Annotated in this window: 11 protein-coding genes; 3 read left to right on the top strand and 8 right to left on the bottom strand. The window is 74.7% G+C overall.

Annotation, left to right across the window (positions count from 1 at the left end; all coding sequences use genetic code 11):
• Nucleotides 1–18: 18 nt before the first annotated feature.
• The 5 genes from AB0F89_RS10315 to eccCa all read right to left on the bottom strand — a co-directional run bounded on the left by AB0F89_RS10315 (nt 19) and on the right by eccCa (nt 15,171).
• Nucleotides 19–2,913 (bottom strand): BTAD domain-containing putative transcriptional regulator, encoded by a 2,895-nt coding sequence (locus AB0F89_RS10315; protein WP_367134889.1) that lies wholly within the window; start codon nt 2,911–2,913, stop codon nt 19–21.
• Nucleotides 2,914–3,132: 219 nt separating this feature from the next.
• A complete protein-coding gene (locus tag AB0F89_RS10310) occupies nt 3,133–5,115 on the bottom strand; it encodes a BTAD domain-containing putative transcriptional regulator (RefSeq protein WP_367134887.1) in 1,983 nt (660 codons plus the stop codon).
• 38 nt (nt 5,116–5,153) lie between these two features.
• Nucleotides 5,154–7,880 (bottom strand): BTAD domain-containing putative transcriptional regulator, encoded by a 2,727-nt coding sequence (locus AB0F89_RS10305; protein ID WP_367134885.1) that lies wholly within the window; start codon nt 7,878–7,880, stop codon nt 5,154–5,156.
• Between the two features lie 146 nt (nt 7,881–8,026).
• Entirely contained in the window at nt 8,027–10,768 is a 2,742-nt protein-coding gene (locus tag AB0F89_RS10300; protein WP_367134883.1) for a BTAD domain-containing putative transcriptional regulator, read from the bottom strand.
• Between the two features lie 398 nt (nt 10,769–11,166).
• On the bottom strand, nt 11,167–15,171 hold the full coding sequence (gene eccCa, locus AB0F89_RS10295; RefSeq protein ID WP_367134881.1) for a type VII secretion protein EccCa: 4,005 nt from the start codon (nt 15,169–15,171) through the stop codon (nt 11,167–11,169).
• A gap of 295 nt (nt 15,172–15,466) precedes the next feature.
• Here eccCa and eccD point away from each other — a divergent pair, with 295 nt between their 5' ends.
• Both eccD and mycP read left to right on the top strand, forming a co-directional pair.
• Nucleotides 15,467–16,861 (top strand): type VII secretion integral membrane protein EccD, encoded by a 1,395-nt coding sequence (eccD, locus tag AB0F89_RS10290; protein WP_367134879.1) that lies wholly within the window; start codon nt 15,467–15,469, stop codon nt 16,859–16,861.
• Nucleotides 16,862–16,868: 7 nt separating this feature from the next.
• Nucleotides 16,869–18,287, top strand: coding sequence for a type VII secretion-associated serine protease mycosin (gene mycP, locus AB0F89_RS10285; RefSeq protein WP_367134877.1), 1,419 nt, complete (start codon nt 16,869–16,871; stop codon nt 18,285–18,287).
• Between the two features lie 48 nt (nt 18,288–18,335).
• Here mycP and AB0F89_RS10280 read toward each other — a convergent pair whose 3' ends face one another.
• Genes AB0F89_RS10280 through eccB form a run of 3 tightly spaced genes read right to left on the bottom strand, consistent with a single transcriptional unit; the run spans nt 18,336 to nt 21,482 of the window.
• Nucleotides 18,336–19,418 (bottom strand): WXG100 family type VII secretion target, encoded by a 1,083-nt coding sequence (locus AB0F89_RS10280; RefSeq protein ID WP_367134875.1) that lies wholly within the window; start codon nt 19,416–19,418, stop codon nt 18,336–18,338.
• Complete coding sequence (locus AB0F89_RS10275; RefSeq protein ID WP_367134873.1) at nt 19,418–19,786, bottom strand: hypothetical protein; 369 nt, start codon at nt 19,784–19,786, stop codon at nt 19,418–19,420. Before AB0F89_RS10275 ends, AB0F89_RS10280 begins: the two co-directional genes overlap by 1 nt.
• Before the next feature lie 58 nt (nt 19,787–19,844).
• Nucleotides 19,845–21,482 carry a type VII secretion protein EccB gene (eccB, locus tag AB0F89_RS10270; RefSeq protein ID WP_367134871.1) on the bottom strand — a complete coding sequence of 546 codons (1,638 nt, stop codon included), beginning with the start codon at nt 21,480–21,482 and terminating at the stop codon, nt 19,845–19,847.
• 130 nt (nt 21,483–21,612) lie between these two features.
• On the opposite strand from eccB, the gene eccE reads away from it, so the two are divergent.
• On the top strand, nt 21,613–22,950 hold the full coding sequence (gene eccE, locus AB0F89_RS10265) for a type VII secretion protein EccE (RefSeq protein ID WP_367134869.1): 1,338 nt from the start codon (nt 21,613–21,615) through the stop codon (nt 22,948–22,950).
• Nucleotides 22,951–22,954: the final 4 nt, after the last annotated feature.

Genomic DNA, 22,954 nt, shown 5'->3' with positions numbered 1-22,954 from the left:
GGCCCGCATATGCATACCTCACCGGTCCGACGTCCCGTCGGCTGGTCGCGCGATCGCCGCGGTGGCCCGCGCGAAGGTCCGCTCCATCCGCTCGACCGCCTCCGCCGCGCCGACGTCGCGGTACTCGCGCAGCGCGGGTTCCAGCACCCGCATCGCCTCGTCCGGCCGGCCCAGGTCGAGCCACGACTCGCCGATCGACGCGACGGCGCTCGGCGCGCCCAGGCTCTCGCCGATCTCCTCGAAGATCCGGTAGGCGCGCTCGGCCATGGGCAGCGCGTCCTGCGGCCGGCCCACGGCGAGCCGCACCCTGGACGTCAGGCTGGACACGTAGGCCACCGCGCGCATGTCGTCCACGCCGCGCAGCAGGGCGGCGGCCCGGTCGGTCACCTCGACCGCCCGGGTCAGGTCGTCGTTGTCCATGGCGTAGCGGGCGATCCGGTACAGCACGCCGACCTCGGGCAGCGGGTCGTCGACGGCCCTGGTCAGCGCCAGGGTCTCGGCGAAGTGCGGCAGCGACTCGGCGTACCGGCCGGACGCGGCCAGCATCGAGGCGTACTCGCGCAGCACCGAGCAGTAGACGGTGGGCACGCCGCAGCGCTCGGCCACGTCCGCCGCGTGCCGGGCCAGGTCCACGTCCGGCGCGCCGCTGTGCAGGTAGCGGTAGTGGACGACGGCGGCGAGCGCGATGGCCTCGCCGGGCAGGTCGCCGATCGCGCGGAAGCCCTCGACGCACGCGTCCAGGTCGGCCAGCAGCGACTCGTCCAGGGCCCGCTTCACCACCTGGGTCGTCCGGCCGAGCTCCATCCGCCACTTGAGCCGGCTCTCGCCGGCGGCGGCCGCGGTGTCCCGGACCAGCTCGTACAGCTCGATCACCCGGTCGAGGGGCATGTAGACGTCGAGCTGCGTCATCATCCGCCGGACGAGGGCGACGGCCTCGCCCACCCAGCCGCGGCGCGCGGACAGCTCGACGGCCTGCGCCAGGTGCGACTGCTCGGCCAGGTACCAGCTCGACCCGTCCGCGGTCAGCCGCTCGACCTCGGCGGCGGACAGCAGCGGCGACGGCTCGACCGGGTCCGGCGCCAGCTCGTCCACCACCAGCGGCAGCCGGGAGGACGCCGCGTCGGCCAGCGCGGTCAGCGCGTCGACGTAGTCGCGCAGGGCGGCGTCGTTGCGCTCGCGGCCCTCCGCGCGGGCCAGTTCGGCGGCGTAGACGGCCAGGATGTCGTGCAGCCGGTAGCGCGGCTCGCCGGTCGCGTCCCGGCCCACCTCCTCCAGCAGGTTCGCCCCGATCAGCTGCTCGACCGCGTCCTCCGGGTCGTCCAGCCCGGTCAGCGCGCGCACCACCCACGCCGCCACGTCCGACGCGCCGAGCAGCCCGAGCCTGCGGAACGCCAGCGCCGCGTCCGCGGGCAGCGCCTCGTAGCTCGGCTCCAGGCTGGCCCGGACCTCCATGTCGCTGGTGGCCAGCTCGTCCAGCCTGCGGCGCTCGTCGGCGAGCCGGGCGGCCGGCTTCGCCAGCGGCAGCGACCGCCGGGACGCCAGCCGGGCGCCGACGATCCGCAGCGCCAGCGGCAGGCCGCCGCACGCCTCGACGATCGCGGCGGCGGCCGCGGGCTCGGCGGCGACCCGGTCCGCGCCGAGCATCCGGGTCAGCAGGTCGAGGCCGGAGGTGGCGGCCAGCGGCGGCACCCGCAGGCTGCGCACGCCGGGCAGGCCGCCGAGCTGGTGCCTGCTGCTGATCAGCACGGCGCTGCTCGCGGTGCCCGGCAGCAGGTGCCGCACCTGGTCGACGCCCGCCGCGTCGTCCAGGACCAGCAGCACCGCGCGGTCGGCGACGCGGGAGCGGAACGCGGCGGCCCGCGCCTCCAGCCGGTCCGGCACGGCCGACGGGCTGACGCCGACCGCGGTCAGCAGCTCGGCCAGCACCTCGGCCGGGTCGCGCGGCGCGTTGCCCGCGCCGTCGAGCCGGACGAAGAGCTGGCCGTCCGGGAAGCTGCCGCGCAGCGCGTGCGCGACCCGGATGGTCAGGGTGCTCTTGCCGGTGCCGGGGGCGCCGGTGATCGCCAGCACCGGCACGGCCGTCCTGGACGGGTCCGCGGTGAGCAGCGCGGACGCCTCCGCGTAGAGGTCGTCGCGGCCGATGAAGTCCGCCGTGTCCGGCGGCAGCTGGCACAGCGCGGTCCACGGGGTGAGCGCGGGCTGCGGCTCGGCGTCACCGGCCAGCACGGCCCGGTGCACCGCGCGCAGGTGCTCGCTGGGGTCGACGCCGAGCTCCTCGGCCAGCAGCTCGCGCACCGCGCCGAACGCGGCCAGCGCCTCGGCCTGCTGATCGCTGCCGCGCAGGGCGAGCATCAGCTGGCCCCAGAACCGCTCCCGCAGCGGGTGCGCCCTGGTCAGCGCGCGCAGCTCGGGCACCAGGTCACCGGACCGGCCCGCCGCCAGGTCGGCCTCGATCCGGCGTTCCAGCACGACCAGCCGCTCCTCCAGCAGCGGCTCGACCTCCTCCTGGTGCAGCCGGTCCGACCGCACGTCCGACAGCGGCGCGCCCCGCCACAGCGCCAGCGCCGCGGCGTGCTCGCCGGCCGCCGCCAGCTCGCGGAACCGGTGCAGGTCCAGCGACCGCGGGTCGACCTCGGCGACGTAGCCGTTGGTGGTCGTGCGCACCACGTTGGCGTGCCCCAGCGCCTGGCGCAGCCTGCGCACCACCATCTGCAGCGTGGCCTTCACCCGGTCCGGGTTCGGCGCGCCGCCCTCCCACAACCGGTCGACCAGGACGTCCACCGGGACCGGCTGGTTCGCGCGCAGCAGGAGCGTCGCCAGCAGCACCCGCGCCCGACCGGCGGGGATCGGGACGGGCGCCTCGCCGTGCCACGCCTCCAGGGGGCCGAGCACGTTGAACCGCAGCGCCGTCACGCCACGGGCCTCTCAGCGGACGGCGGGCGGTGGGCCGGAAGTGCGGGTAGCCCCGGGACCGTGCACCGAGTCGCCATACCCCTCCTTGGACCTCTCGCAGTTTACGACTTCCGGACGTGCCGCGAGCGCCGCCGCGAGCCGGGTGGACGGGGTGCGCGGTGGCCGGCGAACCTGCTCGCCCCACCCGCCGCCGTCGTTCTCCGAAGTGCCACCGGCGCCCTACCCGGCCGTCGCGGCGCGGACCAGCCGGACCAGGTTGTCCCACTCGGCGCCGAGCCAGGCCGACGCGTCCTCGGCCGAGGTGAACCCGGCGGGCGGCACGTGCTCGGGCGGTCGCGGCGACGCCCGCTCGCACGCGGCGCGGAGGAACCGGTCCGCCGCGCGGCCGGGCGCCGGCGCGCCCCGGTCGGGCAGCCAGCCGACGGCGTTGCGGGCGGTGTGGACGTACCAGCTCAGCGCGCGTTCGGCGGCCCGCGCCCGGTCGGTGTCGTCGTCCTCGGCGGCGGACAGCTCGGCCGCGTACCGCCGCAGCAGGCCGTGCGCCGAGTACCGGCCGGGCGAGGGCTCGGTCAGCAGCCGCGCGGCGATCAGCTCGCCGATCGCCGCCTCCGCCTCCGGCAGGGGCACCCCGGCCAGCGCCGCCGCGGCGGACGCGGACGCCGGTCCGGGGTGGCGGCCGAGCAGCCGGAACAGCCGGGCGGCGGACGGGCCGAGCAGCCGGTAGGACCAGGAGAACACGTTGCCCAGGCTCGACTCCGGGTCGCCGGTGTCGAACTGGCGCAGCCCGGCCTGCTCGTCGGCCAGCTCCTCGGCGATGAGCGCCAGCGGGAAGTGCGGGTTGACCGCGGCCCGCATCGCCACCACGGCCAGCGCCAGCGGCAGCCCGGCGCAGTGCGCGACCAGCGCGGCGGTCGCGGTGTCCTGCCCCGCCAACCGCTCCGGGCCCAGCCGGCGCACGAGCAGCGCGCGCGACGCGGCGTCGTCCAGCAGGTCGACGTCGACCGGGTGCGCGCCGGCGGCGACCAGGTCGGCGAGGCGGTCCCGGCTGGTGACGACCGTGAAGCAGCCGGCGGTCAGCAGCGGGCGCACCTGGTCGGCGTCCCGCGCGTTGTCCAGCACGACCAGCACCCGCCTGCCCCCGACCACGCGCCGGAACAGCTCGACCCGGGCCGCCAACCCGTCCGGCACCTCCGCCGCGGGCACCTCGAACGCGTCCAGGAAACCCCGGACCACCTCGGCGGGCGGCAAAGGCGAGTCGGCCGTGCCGAAGCCGCGCAGGTCCGCGTACAGCCGGCCGTCCGGGAACGCGTCGGCCGCCAGGTTCGCCCAGTGCACGGCCAGCGCGGTCTTCCCGACGCCCGCCGCGCCGCCCACGACCACGACGCCCGCGCCCGCCTCCGCCCGCGCGGACAGCTCGGCCAGCGCCGCGTCCCGGCAGACGAAGTGCGGGCCGCGGGCGGGCAGCCGGTGCGGCACGACGGGCTTCGCGGGCAGCGGGTCCGGGTCGCCGCCGAGGATGCGCTCGTGCAGCTCGCGCAGCCGCGGCCCCGGCTCGACGCCCAGCTCGTCGACCAGCACCTCGCGGGCCGCGCGGTAGGTGGCCAGCGCCTCGGCCTGCCGGTCGGCCCGGTACAGCGCGAGCATCAGCTGGTCGCGGAACCGCTCGCGCAGCGGGTGCGCGCGGGTCAACGACCGCAGCTCGGCGACCAGCTCCCGCGCCCCGCCGGCCGCCAGGTCGGCGTCGATCCGGCGTTCCAGCACGACGAGGCGCTCCTCCTCCAGCGGCGCGACCTCCAGCCGGTGCAGCGCGTCCGAGCGCACGTCCGACAGCGGCGCGCCGCGCCACAGGCCGAGCGCGTCCGCGTACCGCCCGGCGTCCGCCCACGACCGGAACAGGTGCAGGTCGAGCGCGTCGGCGGGCACGTCGGCGAGGTAGCCGCCGGTCGCGGTGCGGACCACGTTCGCGGGCCCGAGCGAGCGGCGCAGCCTGGCCACCGTCATGTGCAGCGCGGCCCGCGCGCGGGCCGGGTCGGGCGCGCCGCCCTCCCACAGCCGCTCGACCAGCTCGTCGGCGGGCACGACCTCGCCCGCCCGCAGCAGCAACGCGGCCAGCAGCACCCGCGCCTTGCCCGCCGGAACCGCGATCGGCTTGCCCGCCGACCGGACTTCCAGGGGTCCGAGCACCCTGAACTCAGTCGACAAGAGGCCCCCCATGCACCGCCCGTGAGTCTACTCGAACATCACTGGCCGTGACGAGGTGACGACAGCGAGCTGAACTCCTCGCGCAACGCCTCGGCCTCCACCTCGTCCAGCGCGGTGAAGATCTCCAACGCCCTGTCGGCCGCCGCCAACGCCGCGTCGACCGCGCCCCGGTCCCGCTCGGCCCGCGCCAGCCGGCGCAGCGTGCGGGCCTCCTCGTCGGTCGACCCGGTCTCCCGCCGGCGCCGGACCGCCTCGTGGAACCGGAGGACCGCCTCGTCCGGCCGGCCCGAGTGGTGCAGGGCCTGGCCCAGGCCGTCCAGCGCGTCCGCCTCGCCGAAGCGGTCGCCGAGGCCGCGGAACACCTCCAGCGCCTCCCGGCAGTGCTCCAGCGCGGCGTCGTGGTCGCCCAGCAGGCTGTGGAACCAGCCGACCGCGTTCAACGCGCCCGCCACCTCCGACACCGGGCCCGACGCGCGGAACAGCTCCAACGCGCTCACGCACTCGCGCAGCGAGTCCGCGTAACGGCCCTGCCGCTCGAACACCTCCGCCAGGCCGCGGTGCGCGCGGGCCCGGCCGGAGCCGTCACCGAGCCGGGCGGACAGCTCCAGCGCCCGCCGGTAGTGGCGGGCGGCGGCTTCCAGGTCACCGCTCTTGAGGTCGGTCAGGCCGATGTCGCGGTGCACCCGGACCTGCGCGTCGAGGTCGCCGAGCCGTTCGGCGGACGCCAGGGCGGTCCGCTGGGTGGCCAGCTGGTCCCGCCGGTGGCCGCGGCCCTGGAAGTAGGCCGCGCAGGCCCGCGCGAGCCGCCACGCGTGGTCGTCGAAGCCCTGGTCGTGCGCCAGCCCGATCTGCAGGACCAGCACCCGGTGCTCGGCCTCGAACCAGGCCAGCGCCTCCCGGTGGTCGGCGAGCCCGGTCAGCGCCACCGCCTCGTCGGCCGGGTCCAGGTCGAGGGGGTCGCGGTGCGGGTGGAGCAGCCGGTCGGCCCGGTCGGCGGTGTGCAGGTAGTGGTCCAGCGCCCGGCGCACCACGTCGCGCCGCTCGGCCGGGCCGTGGTGCTCGTGCGCCTGGTCGACCGCGTACAGGCAGATCAGGTCGTGGTAGGCGAACCGGTCGGGCGCGGGCTGCCCCAGCAGCCGGGAGCGCACCAGCTCCCGCAGCACCTCGCGGGTCCGGGCCGGCGACAGGCCGGTCATGCTCGCCACCACGGCCGGCGTCCCGTGCGGTCCGGGGTGCAGGCCGAGCAGCCGGAACACCCGCGCCGCCGGAGCGCTCAGGTGCCGGCACGACCACGAGAACACGGCCCTCGCGTTGGTCGTGCCGTCACCGGCGTCCAGCGCGGCCAACCTCGTGCGCTCGTCCACGAGTTCGGCCGCGAGCGCGCTCAGCGGCAACCCGGCGTCCGCCGCCGCTCGGGCGGCCACGATGGCCAGCGCGAGCGGCAACCCGCCGCAGTGCGCCACCAGCGCGGCGAACGCCTCGGGCTCGGCCGCCGACCGCTCGGCGCCGACCTGCCGCTCCAGCAGCGCCCGCGCGGCGGGCTCGGTCAGCAGGCCGAGCGCCAGCGGCGCCGCGCCCTCGCGCACGACCAGGCCGCTCAGGTCGTTGCGGCTGGTGACCAGCACCATCGACCGCGTGCCGCCGGGCAGCAGCGGTCGCACCTGGTCGCTGTCGCGGGCGTTGTCCAGCAGCACCAGCACCCGGCGGTCGGCCAGCAGCGTCCGGTAGAGCGCGGCGCGGGCGTCCAGGTCGGGCGGCACCCGGTCGGGCGGCACGCCAAGCGCCTCCAGGAAGCGGTGGATGGCGTCGCCGGGCGGCATCGGCTCGCCGCCCGGGTCGAAGCCGCGCAGGTCCACGTACAGCTGGCCGTCCGGGAACCGCTCGGCCACCCGGTGCGCCCAGCGCACGGCCAGCGTCGTCTTGCCGATGCCCGCCGTGCCGCCGATCGCGGAGATCACCATCGTGCCCGCGTCGGAGTCGAGCAGGCCGGTCAGCGCGCGCAGCTCGTCGTCACGGCCGACGAAGAACCCGCCCGGCGACGGCAGCTGCCGCGGCACGGGGCGCGCGTCGACCAGTTCCCGGCGCAGCCGCCGGACGTTCGGGCTCGGGTCGACGCCCAGCTCGTCGGCGAGCCTGGACCGCAGCTCCTCGTACGCGGCCAGCGCCTCGTCCCGGCGGCCGGCGCGGGACAGGGCGAGCATCAGCAGGCCCCAGAACCGCTCCCGCAGCGGGTGCTCCGCGGTCAACGCGCGCAGCTCGGGGACCAGGGCGTCGGACCGGCCCGCCGCCAGGTCGGCCTCGATCCGCCGTTCCCGCACCACCAGGTGCTCTTCGAGCAACGGCGTGACGTCCTCGGCGTGCAGCAGCGGCGACGGCACGTCCGACAGCGGCTCGCCGCGCCACAGCGACAGGGCCTCGGCGTACTCGCCGTTCGCCGCCAGCTCGCGGAACCGGTGCAGGTCCAGCGCGCCCGGCGGCACGTCGGCCAGGTAGCCGTTCGCGGCGGTGCGCACCACGTTCGCCTCGCCGAGCGCCTGCCGCAGCCGGGCCACCGCCATGTGCAGCGTCGCCCTGGCCCGGCGCGGGTTCGGCGGGTCCTCGTCCCAGAGCCGCGCGACCAGGTCGTCCACCGGCACCGCCCGGTTCGCGCGCAGCAGCAGCGTCGCCAGCAGCACCCGGGCGCGACCGGCGGGCACCGGCACCGGCCGGTCGTCGAGCCGCACCTCCAGCGGCCCCAGCACCCGCAACCGGACGTCCACCGTCATCCCGACACCCCCTAGCGCCACCGCGAATGTGTACCGGACAGCGGTGTCCCCCGTCCCGCCGATTCCGACCGGGCGCCCGCCACCCGGGTGCGGCCGCCGGCGCGCGGTGGACCCGTTCACCGCAGCTCACGCCCGGTCAGGCGCGGTCACGGCAGGCCGGCCACCTTGGCCCGCAGCACGTCGGCGTTGCCGTGGCCCAGTTCGTCCAGGATGGCCAGCGCCTCCTGCCACACCGCGAGCGCCGCGTCGTGGTCGCCCGCCAGCAGGTGCGTGTCGCCGAGCCGCTGCAGCGTCGCCGCCTCCTCGTACCGGTCACCGCTCTCCCGGTACCGGGGCAGCGCCTCGCGGTAGCAGCGGACCGCCTCGTCCAGGTCCCGCAGGCGGTGGTGGGTGTAGCCGAGGCTGTCCCAGGTCGCCGCCTCCGCCAGCACGTCGTCCACCTCCTGCGACAGCACCAGCGCCCGACCGCAGTCGGCCAGCGCGCGGTCCAGGTCGGCGCCGAGCATGGCGCGGGCCCAGCCGACCGCGTTGAGCGCGCGGGCCACACCGGCGCGGTCGCCCAGCTCCTCGAACACCTCCAGCGCCCGCTCGGCGTGGTGCAGGGCCTCCGGCAGCCGCCGCTGCTCCTCGCACAGGCCGGCGAGGTGGCGGTGGACGTGCGCCACGCCCCGCCGGTCGCCCGACTCGCGCGCCAGCTCCAGCGCCGTGCGCAGGTGCCGCTCGGACTCGGCGAACCGCCGCAGCCCGATCAGCACCCGGCCCAGGTCGCGGTGGGTCGAGGCGAGCGCGACCGGGTCGCCCAGCCGCCCGGCCGCGGCCAGCGCGACCTCCAGGCACCGCGCCTGCTCGGGCCAGTACGACCGCAGCCGGGCGAACGCCGTGGTGGTCCGCGCCAGCTGCCAGGCGTGGGCGTCGAACCCGTGCGCGGCGGCGTGCCCGACGGCGGCCCACAGCGTCTCCCGCTCGATGCCGAACCAGGCCAGCGCGTCCGCCCGGCCGGTCAGCTCCGGCGTCACCGCGCCGGGCTCGGGTTCGGCCAGCGGGACCGCCGCGCGCTGCGCGTACAGCAACCCGTCGGCGGCGTCCGCGGTGTGCAGGTAGTGGTCGAGCAGCCGGCGCAGGGCGGCGCGCAGCTCGTCCTGGTCGTCGTGCGCGGCGGTGAGGTCGCGCGCGCAGGCGTGCACCAGGTCGTGCAGCGAGAACCGGCCCGGCACCGGCTCGGCGATCATGTGCAGCCGGCTCAGCTCGACCAGGGCCTGGCGCGCGGCCCGCGGCGGCACGCCGGCCAGGCTCGCCGCCGCCGGGATCGACACCTCCGGACCGGCGTGCACGCCCAGCAGCAGGAACATCCGGGCGGCCTCCCGGCTCAACCGCTCGTACGACCAGCAGAACACCGTCTTGACGCTGGTCATCGCCTCGCCCGTGTCCAGCGCCGCCAGCCGGGTCCGCTCGTCGGACAGCTCGACCGCCAGCGCCCGCAGCGAGAAGTCCGGGTGCGCCGCCGCTCGCGCCGCCACCACCGACAGCGCCAGCGGCAACCCGGCGCAGTGCCCGATCAGCTCCCCGACCGCGGCCGGCTCCGCGCCGACCCGGTCCGCGCCCAGCTGCCGCTCCAGCAGCGCGGTCGCCTCCTCGTCGGACAGCACGCCGAGCGGCAGCGGCTGCGCGCCCTCGCGCACCACCAGCCCGTCGAGCTGGTTGCGGCTGGTCACCAGCACCAGGCAGCGCCCGCCGCTCGGCAGCAGCGGGCGCACCTGCTCGCTGTCGGCCGCGTTGTCCAGCACCACCAGCACCCGGCGGTCGGCGAGCAGGCTCCGGTACAGCCCGACCTGCTCGTCCAGCCCGGACGGGATCCGCTCCCGCGCCACGCCGAGCGCGCCGAGGAAACCGCGCAGCGCCTCTTCCGGGCTCATCGGCACGCCGGTCGGGTCGAACCCGCGCAGGTTCACGTGGAGCTGCCCGTCCGGGAACCGGTCGCGGTGCCGGCTCGCCCAGTGCAGGGCCAGCGCGGTCTTGCCGACGCCGGCCGTGCCGTTGATCACCGAGATGACCGCCGCGCCGCCCGCCGACACCGGGTCGAGCAGCGCCGACAGCACTCCGAGCTCGCGCTCGCGACCGACGAAGAACCGGGTGTGCATCGGCAGCTGGCGCGGCGCGGGCGTGGCCGACCCGCGCGCGGGGGCCTCCGGGGCGCCGGCCAGGATCCGCCGGTGCAGCTCCTGGAGCCGCGGCCCCGGGTCGACGCCCAGCTGCTCGGCCAGCAGCTCGCCGACCTCCCGGTAGGCGGCCAGCGCCTCGGCCTGCCGGTCGGACCGGGACAGCGCCTCCACCAGCTGGCCCCAGAACCGCTCGCGCAGCGGGTGCTCGCGGGTCGACGCCCGCAGCTCGGCCACCAGCTCCGCGGCCCGCCCCGCCGCCAGGTCCGCGTCGACCCGCCGCTCCAGCACGTCGAGGCGTTCCTCCAGCAGCGGCGCCACGTCCTCGTCGTGCAGCACGTCGGACGGCACGTCCGACAGCGGCGCGCCCCGCCACAGCGCCAGCGCCTCGGCGTACCGGCCGGCCGCCGCCAGCTCGCGGAACCGGTGCAGGTCCAGCGCGCCCGGCGGCACGTCGGCCACGTACCCGCCCGCGGTGGTCCGCACCACGTTCGCCTCGCCGAGCGACTGGCGCAGCCTCGTCACCACCATGTGCAGGGTCGCCCTGGTGCGGGCCGGGTTCAGCGACCGCCCCTCCCAGAGGCGGTCGACCAGGACGTCCACCGGCACCGCCCGGCCGGCGCGGAGCAGCAGGGTCGCCAGCAGCACCCGCGCCTTGCCCGCCGGCAGCACCACCTGGCCGCCGCCCCGCCGGACCTCAAGGGGTCCGAGCACCTTGAACTCGACCTCCACGCGCACCCCCTCACGTGCGGGGCGAAGCATAGGGCAGGGCACCGACGGATCGGCCGCGTGAGCCGAGTGTGAGGACCGCTCGGCACAGTGGGACCCGGTCACCGCGACCCACCGCGCGCACGGCCGTCAGCGACGCCGGGGGGTACAGCCGTTCCCGCCGGTGGGTCGTCGCGGTGACCCGTGGCCCGCGCCGGTTCGGCAGTTCCGTCGAACCGCGCGGGCCTTCCAGCAGCGGCGCCGAACCACGCGACGCCCGACCACGCGACGCCCGAACCACGCGACGCCCGACCACGCAGCGCCCGACCACGCAGCGCCCGACCCATGCGGCACCCGACCCGCGCGACGCGGAAGGGCCCCGCCGGAGCGAGGCCCTTCCACCGCTGTCCGCGCGGACCCGGTCAGTCCGGGTCGATCCACGCCAGCTGGATGCGCTGCTGGCCGAGCTTGCGGGTGACCAGCGTGCCCCGGCCGGGCGGCTGCGGCGAAGCCTTGAGGTTGCCCACGATCGAGCCCTCCTCCTTCGAGCCGGAGCCCACCATGATCGGCGCGGAGATCTCCTTCAGCTTGCCCAGGATCGGGTCGTACATCGCCCGCGACGCGCCACCCATCCGGCGCACCGCGACGATGTGCAGGCCGACGTCCTTGGCCTGCGGGATGAACTCCGCCAGCGGCTGCAGCGGGTTCTGCGCGCCCTGCGGCGCGACCAGGTCGTAGTCGTCCACCACCACGAACAGCTCCGGGCCCTTCCACCAGGAGCGGTTCTTCAGCTGCTCCTGGGTGACGTCCGGGCCGGGCAGCCGGTTGACCATCGAGCCGCGGACGTCCTTGATCATGTCCGTCAGCTGCGCCGACGACACCGCGTAGGACAGCAGGTGGTCGGTCTCGATGTAGCCCAGCATCGTGCGCCGGTAGTCGACCAGCATGATCAGCGCCTCGTTCGAGGTGTAGCTGGTCATGATCCCGCGCACGATGGTGCGCAGCATGTTCGTCTTGCCCGACTCGCCGTCGGCCAGCGCCATGAAGTGCGGGTCGGAGTCGAAGTCCAGGTACACCGGCGCCAGCTCGTCCTCGTTGACGCCGATCGGCACCAGGTGGCCCCGGTTCGGCCGCTGCTGGTGCACCTGGGCCATGAAGTCGTTGTACGGCAGCAGGTCCGGCAGCAGGCGGACCTGCGGCGCGCGCCGGCCGCGCCACGCGCCGGCGACCTTGGCGATCATGTCCTGCACGCCCGCCGCCACGTTCTCCGCGTCCGACGACGCGTCGACCCGCGGCAGCGCGGTGAGGAAGTGCAGCTTCTGCGGCGACAGACCACGGCCCGGCCGACCCGCGGGCACGTTCACCGCGACCTTCCGGTCCACCTCGGACTCGCTGGTGTCACCCAGCCGCAGCTCGAACCGCGTGCCCAGCAGGTCCTTCATCGCGGGCCGGATCTCCGCCCACCGGTTCGCCGCCACCACCACGTGCACGCCGTAGGACAGGCCCTGCGCCGCGAGCGCCTGGACGGCCGGCTCCAGCGCCTCGAACTCCTGCCGGAAGTTCATCCAGCCGTCCACGACCAGGAACGCGTCGCCGAAGTTGTCGTCCCGGATCTCACCGCGCCGCTTGCGGTTGCGGAACTCGACCATCGAGTCGATCCCCTGCGCCCGGAACCGCTGCTCGCGCTCGGTGATCAGGCCCGACAGCTCGGCCACCATCCGGCGCGCCTTGTCCACGTCCAACCGGCTGGCGAACCCACCGACGTGCGGCAGGTTCTCCAGCGACGCGAGCGTGCCGCCACCGAGGTCGAGGCAGTAGAACTGCGCCTCCTCCGGCGTGTGCGTCAACGCCATCGACGTGATCAACGTCCGCAGCATCATCGACTTGCCCGACTGCGGACCGCCGACGATCGCGCCGTGGCCCGCGGCGCCGGAGAAGTCCGCCCACAGCAGGTCGCGCCGCTGCTCGAACGGCTTGTCCACCACGCCCAGCGGCACCTGGAGCTTGCCGTTGGAGAAGAAGCCCGGCGCGGTCAGGCCGCGGTCCTCGGTCGGCTGCAGGGGCGGCAGCAGGGTGTCCAGCGACGGCGGCTCGTTGAGCGGCGGCAGCCACACCTCGTGCGCGGGCGGGCCCTGGCCCACCAGCCGCTCGACGATGACCTCCAGCTCGGACGGCTCGTTGCTGTCCTCCTCCTTCTTCTCCTGCTTGACCGGCTCGATCGGCCTGATCGGCTCCTTGGGGATCTCGATGTAGTCCGGCACGAAGTAGCGCGGCCGCTTGTCGCTGGTCACCGGCGCGGACGGGCCCGCGACCTGCAACCCGGCGGGCCGGTACGGGCCGGACACGTACAGCGCCTTGAACCGGGTCAGCGGCGAGCCCTGCACGCCCAGGTAGCCCGAGCCCGGGATGGGCGGCAGCTCGTAGGCGTCCGGCACGCCGATCGCGGCGCGCGACTCGGCGGCGGAGAACGTCTTCAGACCGATCCGGTAGGACAGGAACGTGTCCAGACCGCGCAGCTTGCCCTCTTCAAGCCGCTGCGACGCGAGCAGCATGTGCATCTGCAGCGACCGGCCGACGCGGCCGATCTGGAGGAAGATGTCGATGAAGTCCGGCTTCGCCGTCAGCATCTCGGAGAACTCGTCGATGCAGATGAACAGCGCGGGCAGCGGGTCGAGGTCGGCGCCGTTCTCGCGCGCCTTCTCGTAGTCCCAGACGTTCTTGTAGTTGCCCTTGGCCAGCACTTCCTGCCGCCGGGAGACCTCACCGGCGATGGCGTCCTTCATCCGGTCGACCAGGGTCAGGTCGCCCGCCAGGTTGGTGATCGTCGCGGCCACGTGCGGCGCCTTGTCCAGGCCGAGGAACGTCGCGCCGCCCTTGAAGTCGACCAGGATCATGTTCAGCGAGGTCGAGGAGTGCGTGGCCAGCATGCCCAGCACCAGCGTGCGCAGGAACTCCGACTTGCCGGAACCGGTCGCGCCGATGCACAGGCCGTGCGGGCCCATGCCCTCCATGGCCGCTTCCTTGATGTCCAGCTCGACCTGCTGCCCGAACTCGCCGATGCCGAACGGCACCCGGTAGCGGTCGCGCACCGGCCGCGGCCGCCAGGCCGCCTGCACGTCGAACGTCATCGGGTCGCCGGGGATGCCCAGGAACTCCAGCAGCGGCGGGTTGTTGCTCATCGACAGCGGGTCCTCGTCGCTGCCGCCCGCGTCCACGCCGCCGATCCGGTACGGCGACAGCCTGCGGGCCAGCGCCTCGGCCTCGACCACGCTCAGCCAGTCCGGCGAGCCGAACCACTCGACGCCGCTGGCGCTGCGCGCGCCGAGCTTGCCGTCCTCGATCACCAGCCGCAGGCCGCGGCGGGCGGTCAGGTTGCCCAGGGACTCGGACAGGTCGAACAGCGTGACGCCGACCAGGCCCTCCTCCAGGATGATCTGCTCTTCCCGGGTGACGTCGCCGTCGTCGATCAGGATCACGATGTGCGGCTGGTCGGCGGGCGGTGGCGCGTTGCGGGTGAACCGCTGCCGGTCGCGCAGCTGCTCGTCCAGCATCTGCTCGACCTCGGTCAGCGAGCCGGCCATCATCCGCATCTGCCCGATGCCGTCGATGATCGACGGGTGCTGCACGTGCGGCAGCCACTTCATCCACTCCCACTCGGCCTTGGTGCGGCCGGTGGTGACGACCGCGACGAGCAGGTCGTCCGGCGAGTGGAAGGTCACCATCTGGGCGAGCAGGGCGCGGGCCAGGCCGCGCTTGTGCTCGATGTCGCCGAGCAGGCCGACTGCGGCGAAGCCGCGCAGCGCGATGGAGATGGGCAGGTCGGGCACCAGCGAGTGGGCGCGCACGAACCGGCGCAGCGCCAGCGTCGCGATCGGCTCCAGCTCCTCGACCGGACCGGTCTGCGGCGGCACGAGCCGGGTGGCCAGCCGCTGCGAGCCGCGGCCCGCGCGCAGGTGGCAGAAGTCGGGGTCGTTCTGCCGGCGCTCCCACATGCGCCGGGTCGTGGCCAGGGACCACAGCATCTGGGGGTCGGGGTGGACCCACTCGCGCTCGGCGCGCTGCTCGTTGGCGGCTTCGCGGGCGCGGTCGCGCATCTGGCCGAGGTAGCGCAGGTAGTCCTTGCGGTCCTCGTTCATCTCGGCCTTCTTCTGGCCCTTGCCGCTGCCCATGCCGCCGGCCATCATGCCGATGGTCGACACCAGCATCATGCCCGGCATGATCATCGCCGCCGGGCTGCGGTTGCTGTACGTGAACATCAGCGCCATCATCCCGACGGACGACACGATCATCACGACCGGCAGCGCCTTCATCATGATGTTGCCGGGGATGACCCGGGGCACCTCGGGCGGCGGTTCGAGGTGGACCTCACCGCCCGGGGGGCGGGGAGCGGCGAGGCGTGCCGTGCGCTTGAACTGCAGCGTGCTCACCTGACAGGCACCTCTTCAGCGTCGATCCACCAACGAACACCCCGGCCGAGCCGGAGTCCGCGCCGGGCGTGCGGGCACGCCACAGTCGCACCGACACTATGGCGCATCGGGCCCGCGCCCGACGGGGGGTCGGTGAAATCCGCGGCCGACGTGTTGCGCGGAACGGCCCTGTACCGAGACCCGCTGCCCCCATACTGGGTCCGCTCCTCAGGGGCGGGCCCGAGCACGTCCGACCGGACCAATAAGGTCGGGGCGGAACCACAGCACACACTGATCAGGACCTTAGGGGGCGCTGGTGGCGACCGGTACGACGGTGTTCAGCCGGGTGACGGTGGTTGCGCCGCGAACGCGTATCGACGTCGCGCTGCCCGCCGACGTCGCGGTGGCCGACCTGCTGCCGATGCTGCTCGACATGGCCAAGGAGGCCACTCCGGACGGTGGCGTGCGCCACGGCGGTTGGGCGTTGGCCAAGCTGGGCGACAACCCGCTCGACCCGAGCCGCACGCTGGCCTCGCTGGGCGTGGTCGACGGCGAACTGCTCCAGCTCCGCAAGCGCAACGAGAACCCGCCGCCCCCGCTGTACGACGACGTGGTCGACGCGATCGCCGAGTCCGACCCGGACAGCTTCCGCCCGTGGACCAAGGACACGGCGCGGCGCTACGGCCACCTGGCGGGCGCGCTGGCGCTCATCACGGCCGCCATCGCGGTGCTGATGGCCGGTCCGCTGGCGGGCGGCGGCAACCTCGGCCCGGCGATCTGCGCGGGCGTGGTCGCCATCGCCTCGCTGGCCGCGGGCGCGGTCGTGGCGCGGTCCTACAACGCCACCGGCACGGGCGTGCTGATCGCCGCGGCGGGCGGCCTGCCGATGGCCTACGTCGCGGGCCTGTACATCGTGCCCGGCCCGATCGGCCGGGCCAGCCTGCTGCTGGCCAGCGTGCTGGTGCTGATCTTCGCCTCGGCCGCGATCATGCTGATCGGCCGCGGCATCACGGTGTTCATCGCCGCCGCCACGGCCGGCGCGCTGAGCGGCCTGGCGTTCCTGGTCGGCCTCTTCGTGGACCACCCCCTGGAGGGCATCGCGGCGGCCACCGCGGCCGTCTCGCTGGCGATGCTGTCCGCGCTGCCGCGGTTGACGATCCAGCTGGCCAAGCTGCCGCTGCCGACCGTGCCGGGCAGCGCCGAGGACCTGAAGGAGGACACCGGCTTCCCGGAGTACTCCGTCATCGAGCGGCGCACGGCCAACGCGCACGAGTACCTGACCGGCATGATCATCGGCTGTGGCGGCATCGCCGCGCTGTTCGCCGTGATCGCGGCGGGCGACGGCACCATCTGGGGCCCGCTGCTGGCGATCGTGGTGACGCTGGTGCTGCTGCTGCGCGGCCGGGCCTACGCCAACGGCGCGCAGGCGGTGGCGCTGCTGGCCAGCGGCATGGCCGCGGGCGCGGGCGTGCTGCTCGGCTGGCTGGTGCAGTCCTCGGCCGGCGACCGGCTGCTGTTCGTGTTCGGCACCCTCGTGGTGGTCGGCGCGGGCGCGCTGGTGCTCGGCGTGATCTTCCCCAACCAGAAGTTCTCCCCGGTGCTGCGCCGCACGGTCGACGTGCTGGAGGCCATCCTGATCGCCGCGGTGCTGCCGCTGGCGCTGGCGGTGATGGACCTGTACGTCGCCATGCGCCAGCTCATCCCCGCGTGAGGCCCTGATGCGCATCCGCAAGTTCGCCGCCCTGACCGCGGCGGCGGTCACCCTGGTCACCGCGCCCGGCGCGCACGCCCAGCCGACGACCCCGGCCGACCGGCCGAACTCGCAGCCGCCGGCGGTGGACCGGTCGTTCCTGCGCGCGCCCGAGCCGCCGCAGGAGGACGTCAACTACCAGAAGGCCGTGGAGTGCGTCACGTCCGGCACGGACGAGCGCCCCATCCCGAACAAGCCGTGGGGCCAGATGCAGCTCCGGCTGGAGGAGGCGCACCGCTTCGCCACCGGCAAGGGCGTCAAGCTCGCCGTCATCGACACCGGCGTCAACGCCGAGCACCCGCGGCTGGCCGGCCGGGTCCGGCCGGGCGGTGACTACGTGGAGACCGCGGAGCAGGGCGTCAAGGACTGCGACGGCCACGGCACCGAGGTCGCGGGCGTGGCGGCGGCCAGCCGGGACGACGAGACCGGCTTCGTCGGCGCCGCGCCGGACGTGGAGGTGCTGGCGTTCCGGCAGACCAGCCAGAACTACAAGTTCGACGACCCGGCGAAGAAGGACAGCCGGCCGACCGCGGGCAAGGTCGGCACGCTGGCCAAGGCCATCGTGTCCGCCGTGGACCAGGGCGCGAACGTCATCAACATCTCGCTGACCGCGTGCGACGCGCCGCGCGAGCCCAGCGCTCAGGAGCGCGAGCTGCAGGCCGCGATCAACTGGGCGGTCAACGACAAGAACGTGGTCATCGTGACCGCCGCGGGCAACATCGACTCCAAGAGCGGCTGCCAGAGCCAGAACGACAAGCAGAACCCGAGCAACGTCAACGTGGTCGCGTCGCCGCCGTGGTACTCCGACGACGTGCTGTCGGTGGCGTCGATGAACATGGAGGGCGAGGTCTCGTCGTTCTCGGTGTGGGGCCCGTGGATCAGCGTGGCCGCGCCGGGCGAGAACATCGTCAGCCTCGACCCGGCGGGCAAGGGCCTGACCGACGCGAACCGGGACAGCAACGGCAGGCTCACCGCGATCCAGGGCACCAGCTTCGCCGCGCCGTACGTGTCGGGCGTGGTCGCGCTGGTGCGCCAGCGGTTCCCCGACCTGACCGCGCGGCAGGTCATGGACCGGGTCAAGGCGACCGCGCAGCACCCCGGCAACCCGCTGGGCCGCGACCACAAGGTCGGCTACGGGATGATCAACCCGGTGGCCGCGCTGACCGCCGAGCTGCCGTCCGAGCGACCGGGCGCGAAGCCGGTCACCCCGGCGCCGCTGATGACCGACCTGGGTCCGCTGAACCCGCCGAGCGACACGCCGATGATCGTGGCGCTGTCCGGCACGGGCGCGGGCGTCGGCCTGCTGCTGCTGACGCTGTTCATCGTGCACACGGTGAACCGCAACCGCGCCAGGCGACCGGCCCCGCCCAAGCGCTCGACGATCTGACGCCGGGAGGGCCGCTCCCGAGGGGGCGGCCCTCCCGACGTCCCGCTCTCAGTCCTCGCCCAGGACCGGCGGGGCGGACTTCTTGGGCTTGCCGAAGACCTGCTCGGTCGAGCCGGCCAGCTGGACCTTCGACTTGTGCTCCTTGTCGCCGCCCTGCTGACCGCCGGCGCCCATGCCGCCCATCATCCCGCCGCCCACCACCCCGGCGCCGCCCGCGCCCGCCGGAGCGCCGGACGGCCCGGCCGCCGCGGCCGCCGGACGGGGACCGGGCTCCGCGGGGTGCGGCTCGGACACACCGGTCGACCCACCCGGCTGCATCTGCGGCGCAGAGCCTCCACCGGGCAGCCCACCACCACCACCGGGGACGCCACCACCACCGCCACCGGGCGCACCGCCACCGGAACCGCCGGAGCCCGAACCGCCACCGCCGGTCGCGGCGGGCTTGGTCCCGGTCGGCTCGGCCTCGGCCGGCGGCGTCACGGCGGGCTCGGGGGCGGTCGGCTTCGCGGGCGCGGTGAAGGTCCAGTCCTTCTCGGGGTACTCGTGCTCCATCCGCACGTCGGCGAAGCCCGCCGAACCGGACACGCCGTCGCACAGCCGCAGGAACGCCTCCAGCACGTCCCGCACCGACTCGTGCAGCTCCTTGGCCGGGTCGTGCAGCTCGTCCAGCACCTCCACCACGCGCCGGTCGCCGTCCACCGGCAGCGCCGCCGCGCCGGACACCGCGTCGGCCGCCTCGGCGAACACCCGGGACATGTCCTGCACGATGTCGCGGATGCCCTCGGCGGTCTGGTCCAGCGCCTCGCCCATGGCGTGCATCGCGTCGGACATGTCGTGCCCGGCCAGCCCGACCTGCCGCATGTGGTCGACGAACGCGTCCGCGTCCTTGCCCTGCCACGCCGAGTCCAGCCTGCCCAGCGGCTTGGTCAGGTCGCGCGTCACGTGCTCGGCGACGAGCCCGGCCCGGCGCCAGCGCTCCGCCTCGTCGTGCAGGTCGTTCCAGTCGCCGACCACCGGCGTGAAGTAGTCCGCCACGAGGTCGCGCACGCCGAGCCGCCGGCTGATCCCGGTCAGGTAGTCCAGCTCCGGCCCGACCTCGGCGGCGATCTGCCTGCCGTCCCTGCCGCGCATCAGCCCAACCCCGCCCGGCGGTCGACCGCCTTGATCAACGCGATCGCGTCGTCGTCCTGGGAGCCGTAGTGGTCGGCCACCTCGTGCAGGCCCGACGCCGCGGACGCCAGCACCGCGCACGCCCGGTCGAGCTGCCGGTCCAGCATCCCGGCGGCCCGGCCGTACGCCTCGGCGTTGCGCAGCGCCCGCCCCAGCTCGCCGAAGCTCTTCGCGCGCACCGGCTCCTCCCGGAGCTCGTCGCGAGCGCGGGTCAGCTCCTCGGCGGCCTCTTCGACCCGCTTCGCGTACAGCTCCAGCCAGCGGGCGTCGACCTCGACGCGACCACCGCCCGTCGCCGCGACCGCGGGCCCGCGTGTGACCTCGTTCACCCCGACACCTCCTGCACCCTCTGACGGGAACCGGACCACGCCGGTTCCGCCGAAGGGCTCAGCTCCCCTGCTTCGCCCGCTCCTCGGGCAGCAGGCTGTTGCTCTTGGGCACCGGGATGGAGTCCCAGCTGCGGGCGGCGTCGTTGCGGTTGAGCTGCGGCCCGTTGGGCAGCAGCCGCAGGATCGACTCCGGTCCGGGCGAGAACCCGTCCGCGCCCAGCCCCAGCGCACCGCTGGTCAGCACGTCGGGGATGCCGTACTTCACGCCGCGACCGGTGATCAGGTGGATCGGGCCGCTGGCGAAGTCCTGGGTGGACGTCGCGCTGCGCACCACGGCCGCCTTGCCCGGCGCCATCACGAACTGGCTGACGACCTCGCCGGTCGCGCCGACCTGGTTGATCTCCACCGGCGGCACGTCGGACGGGATCGGCAGCGACGGCGCGATGGTGACCTTGGTGTGCTGCGACTTGTTGGCCGAGTTGACGTTCTGCGCCTGCCAGCCCAGGCAGATCACCCGGTTGTTCTGGTTGGGCTCCAGCGTCTCCGGCACCTCGGTCGGGTAGTCGGCGAAGTCGAGGTCGCTGACCGTCGGCGCGTTGTTGATCCGCGCGATGTCGACCAGCCTCGGCTTGGCGCCCTGCGCGTAGGTGGCCCGGATGAGGTCGCCCGCGGCCTTGCTGACCTCCTGCAGGCCGTCCTTGAGCGCGACGTAGAACTTGGAGTCCGCGCCGGTGCGCGAGACCTCGATCACGTCGCCGATCCGCAGGTTCTCGCCCTGCACGTAGGTCACGCCCTGGCCGCGGCCCTCGATCTCCGGCGCCACCAGCGGCTTGGCCTCGGGGATGGCGTTGAGCAGGCCGGAGCTGACCGCGCGCGGCTTCTTCTGGCTCAGGTTGAGCGCGGTGCGCACCTCGGCGTTGGTCAGGTCGACCTTCGCCCGCACCGTCGACGTCGAGGTGACCTTGGAGTTCACCGGCGCCTTGTAGATCAGGTACGCCTGCTTGTCGTCGGTGCCCGCGCGCACCAGCAGGGCGCGGTTGCCGTCCAGCAGCTCGCCGCCGCCGCTGTAGCCGGCCAGCACCGTGGTGGTGAACTTGCCCTGGGCCGACGGGTCGTTCAGCGACTCGTCCAGCGTCAGCGTGTCGCACACCGACCAGTCCGCGCCGATCCGGTCCTCGGGCTTGGGCAGCATGTCCGGGCCGTCCGGGATGCCGGTCAGCCGGCCCTTGGCCAGCTTCGCCAACGCCTTCTCGGTGACCAGCTTCGGCTCGCCGCCCGCGACCTGCGGACCCGCGTTCACCTGGCCCGCCGCCGCGTCACCGCCCGCGACCTCGGCCTTGCCCGTGTCCGGGTTGGACCGCTGCAGCAGCAGCAACCGCGCGGACGCCAGGTTCGTCATCGGGATCAGCGTCTTGGTCTTGCCCGACGCCTGCACGACGTAGACCTGGCCGGTCTCCTTGGAGATGGCGATCTGGGTCTGGTCGTCGACCTGCGGGTCCGGCGAGAAGAAGCCGAAGATCAAGAACCCGATCATGCCGATGATGCCGAGCAGGACGCCCACCGCGGTGGCGCGCGAGTGCGTGCGCATCGGGTCGTGCAGCATCACCGCGTCCCTGCGCACCAGGGCGGACTGCATCCTGCGCAGCACGAAGCGGTAAGCCTGGACCTGTGACTTGGTGGTGGGTGTTGATGCCATTCTCGGCTCGCTGCTCTCCCAGTCGCGGTACGGTCTGCACGATAGCCGGACGGCGGGTGGTCCGTGTGCGGGTTGGTGAGACCCGGTCGGTCCGCCCGGCGCACGCCGACGGGAAAGAGAACCAGAGCGGATGTCCGTGACCACCCAACATCCGGGCCAGCCCAACCCCGCCGCGGCACGCGCGCAGGCGGCAGGCGGCGCCGTGCGCGCCGCGCTGCTCCGGGCGCGCCGCCGCACCGCAGGCGCGAGCCTGGGCGCGCTGCCGGTCGCCAACCTGGTTGTGCTGGAGGTCGGCGTCGCCATCGGCCTGGTCCTGCTCGCCGTCGGCGCGACCGGTGACAGCGTCGAGCCGGCGCCCATGTACGTCGCGGGCGGCATCGTGCTGATCGCGCTGGTCCTCGCGTTCACCAAGTCCCGCGGCCGGTGGCTGACCCAGTGGATCAACCTGGTGGTGCGCTACAGCTTCCGCTCGCACGGCCGCACGGCCAAGCGCAGCGGCCCGGTCGAGATGAAGCCGCCGTCGGAGGAGGAGTCCTCGGTCATCGGCCCGGACGACCCGCGGGTGGCGCTGCTGCGCCTCGCGGTGCCGGACCTGGTGGTGGCCAGGGGCGTCGACCACGAGCGCCGGCCGCTCGGCATGGCGTGGCACCAGGGCGCGTGGACCGCCGTGCTGCTGGTCGACCCGGCGCCGGGGCTGATCACCGCGGTGGGCAGCGCGCCGTCGCTGCCGCTGGGCGCGCTCGCGCCGACGCTGGAGGACCGCGGCGTGGTCCTGGACGCGATCTCGGTGATCTGGCACTGCTACCCGGGCAGCGCGGCGCTGCCCGCGAACTCCCCCGCGCTGAACTCGTACATGGAAGTGCTCGGCCCGCTGCCCGCCGCGGCGCGCCGGACCACGTGGATCGCCGTGCGGCTGGACCCGAAGCGGTGCGCGGCGGCGATCCGGGAGCGCGGCGGCGGCGTCGTGGGCGCGCACCGCGCGTTGATCGGCGCGCTCTCGCGGGTCCGCAACGCGCTGGAGTCGACGGGCGTGTCGATCCGCCCGCTCGACCCGGACGAGCTGATCCGGGCGGGCATCTCGGCGGCCGAGCTGACCTCGGTGGCCGGGTCGAACAACCCGGTGTCGCTGCGCGAGAAGTGGTCCGGCGTGACGGCGGGCGGCGTCGGCCACGCCAGCTACGCGATCACCGGCTGGCCGTCCAAGGGCGTGCGCAACAACCTCAACGCGCTGACCGGCGTGCGGGCGCTGTCCTCGACGCTGTCGATGACGATCTCACCGAGCAGCGAGCAGGGCCAGGTCGGCCTGCGCGGCATGGTGCGGGTGAGCGCGCGGACGCCGTCCGAGCTGGACCGCGCGGACGACCGGCTCAAGGCGCTGTCCGACAAGCTGGACATCACGCTGACCCCGTTGAACGGCCTCCAGGTCGCCGGCCTGGCCGCGACGCTGCCGCTCGGAGGTGTGGCGTGAGCAG

The organism is Saccharothrix sp. HUAS TT1 (assembly GCF_040744945.1).
Taxonomy (GTDB): domain Bacteria; phylum Actinomycetota; class Actinomycetes; order Mycobacteriales; family Pseudonocardiaceae; genus Actinosynnema.
Note: the sequence above shows the minus strand (reverse complement) of the source record. Positions and strands in the feature narration are given on the sequence as shown.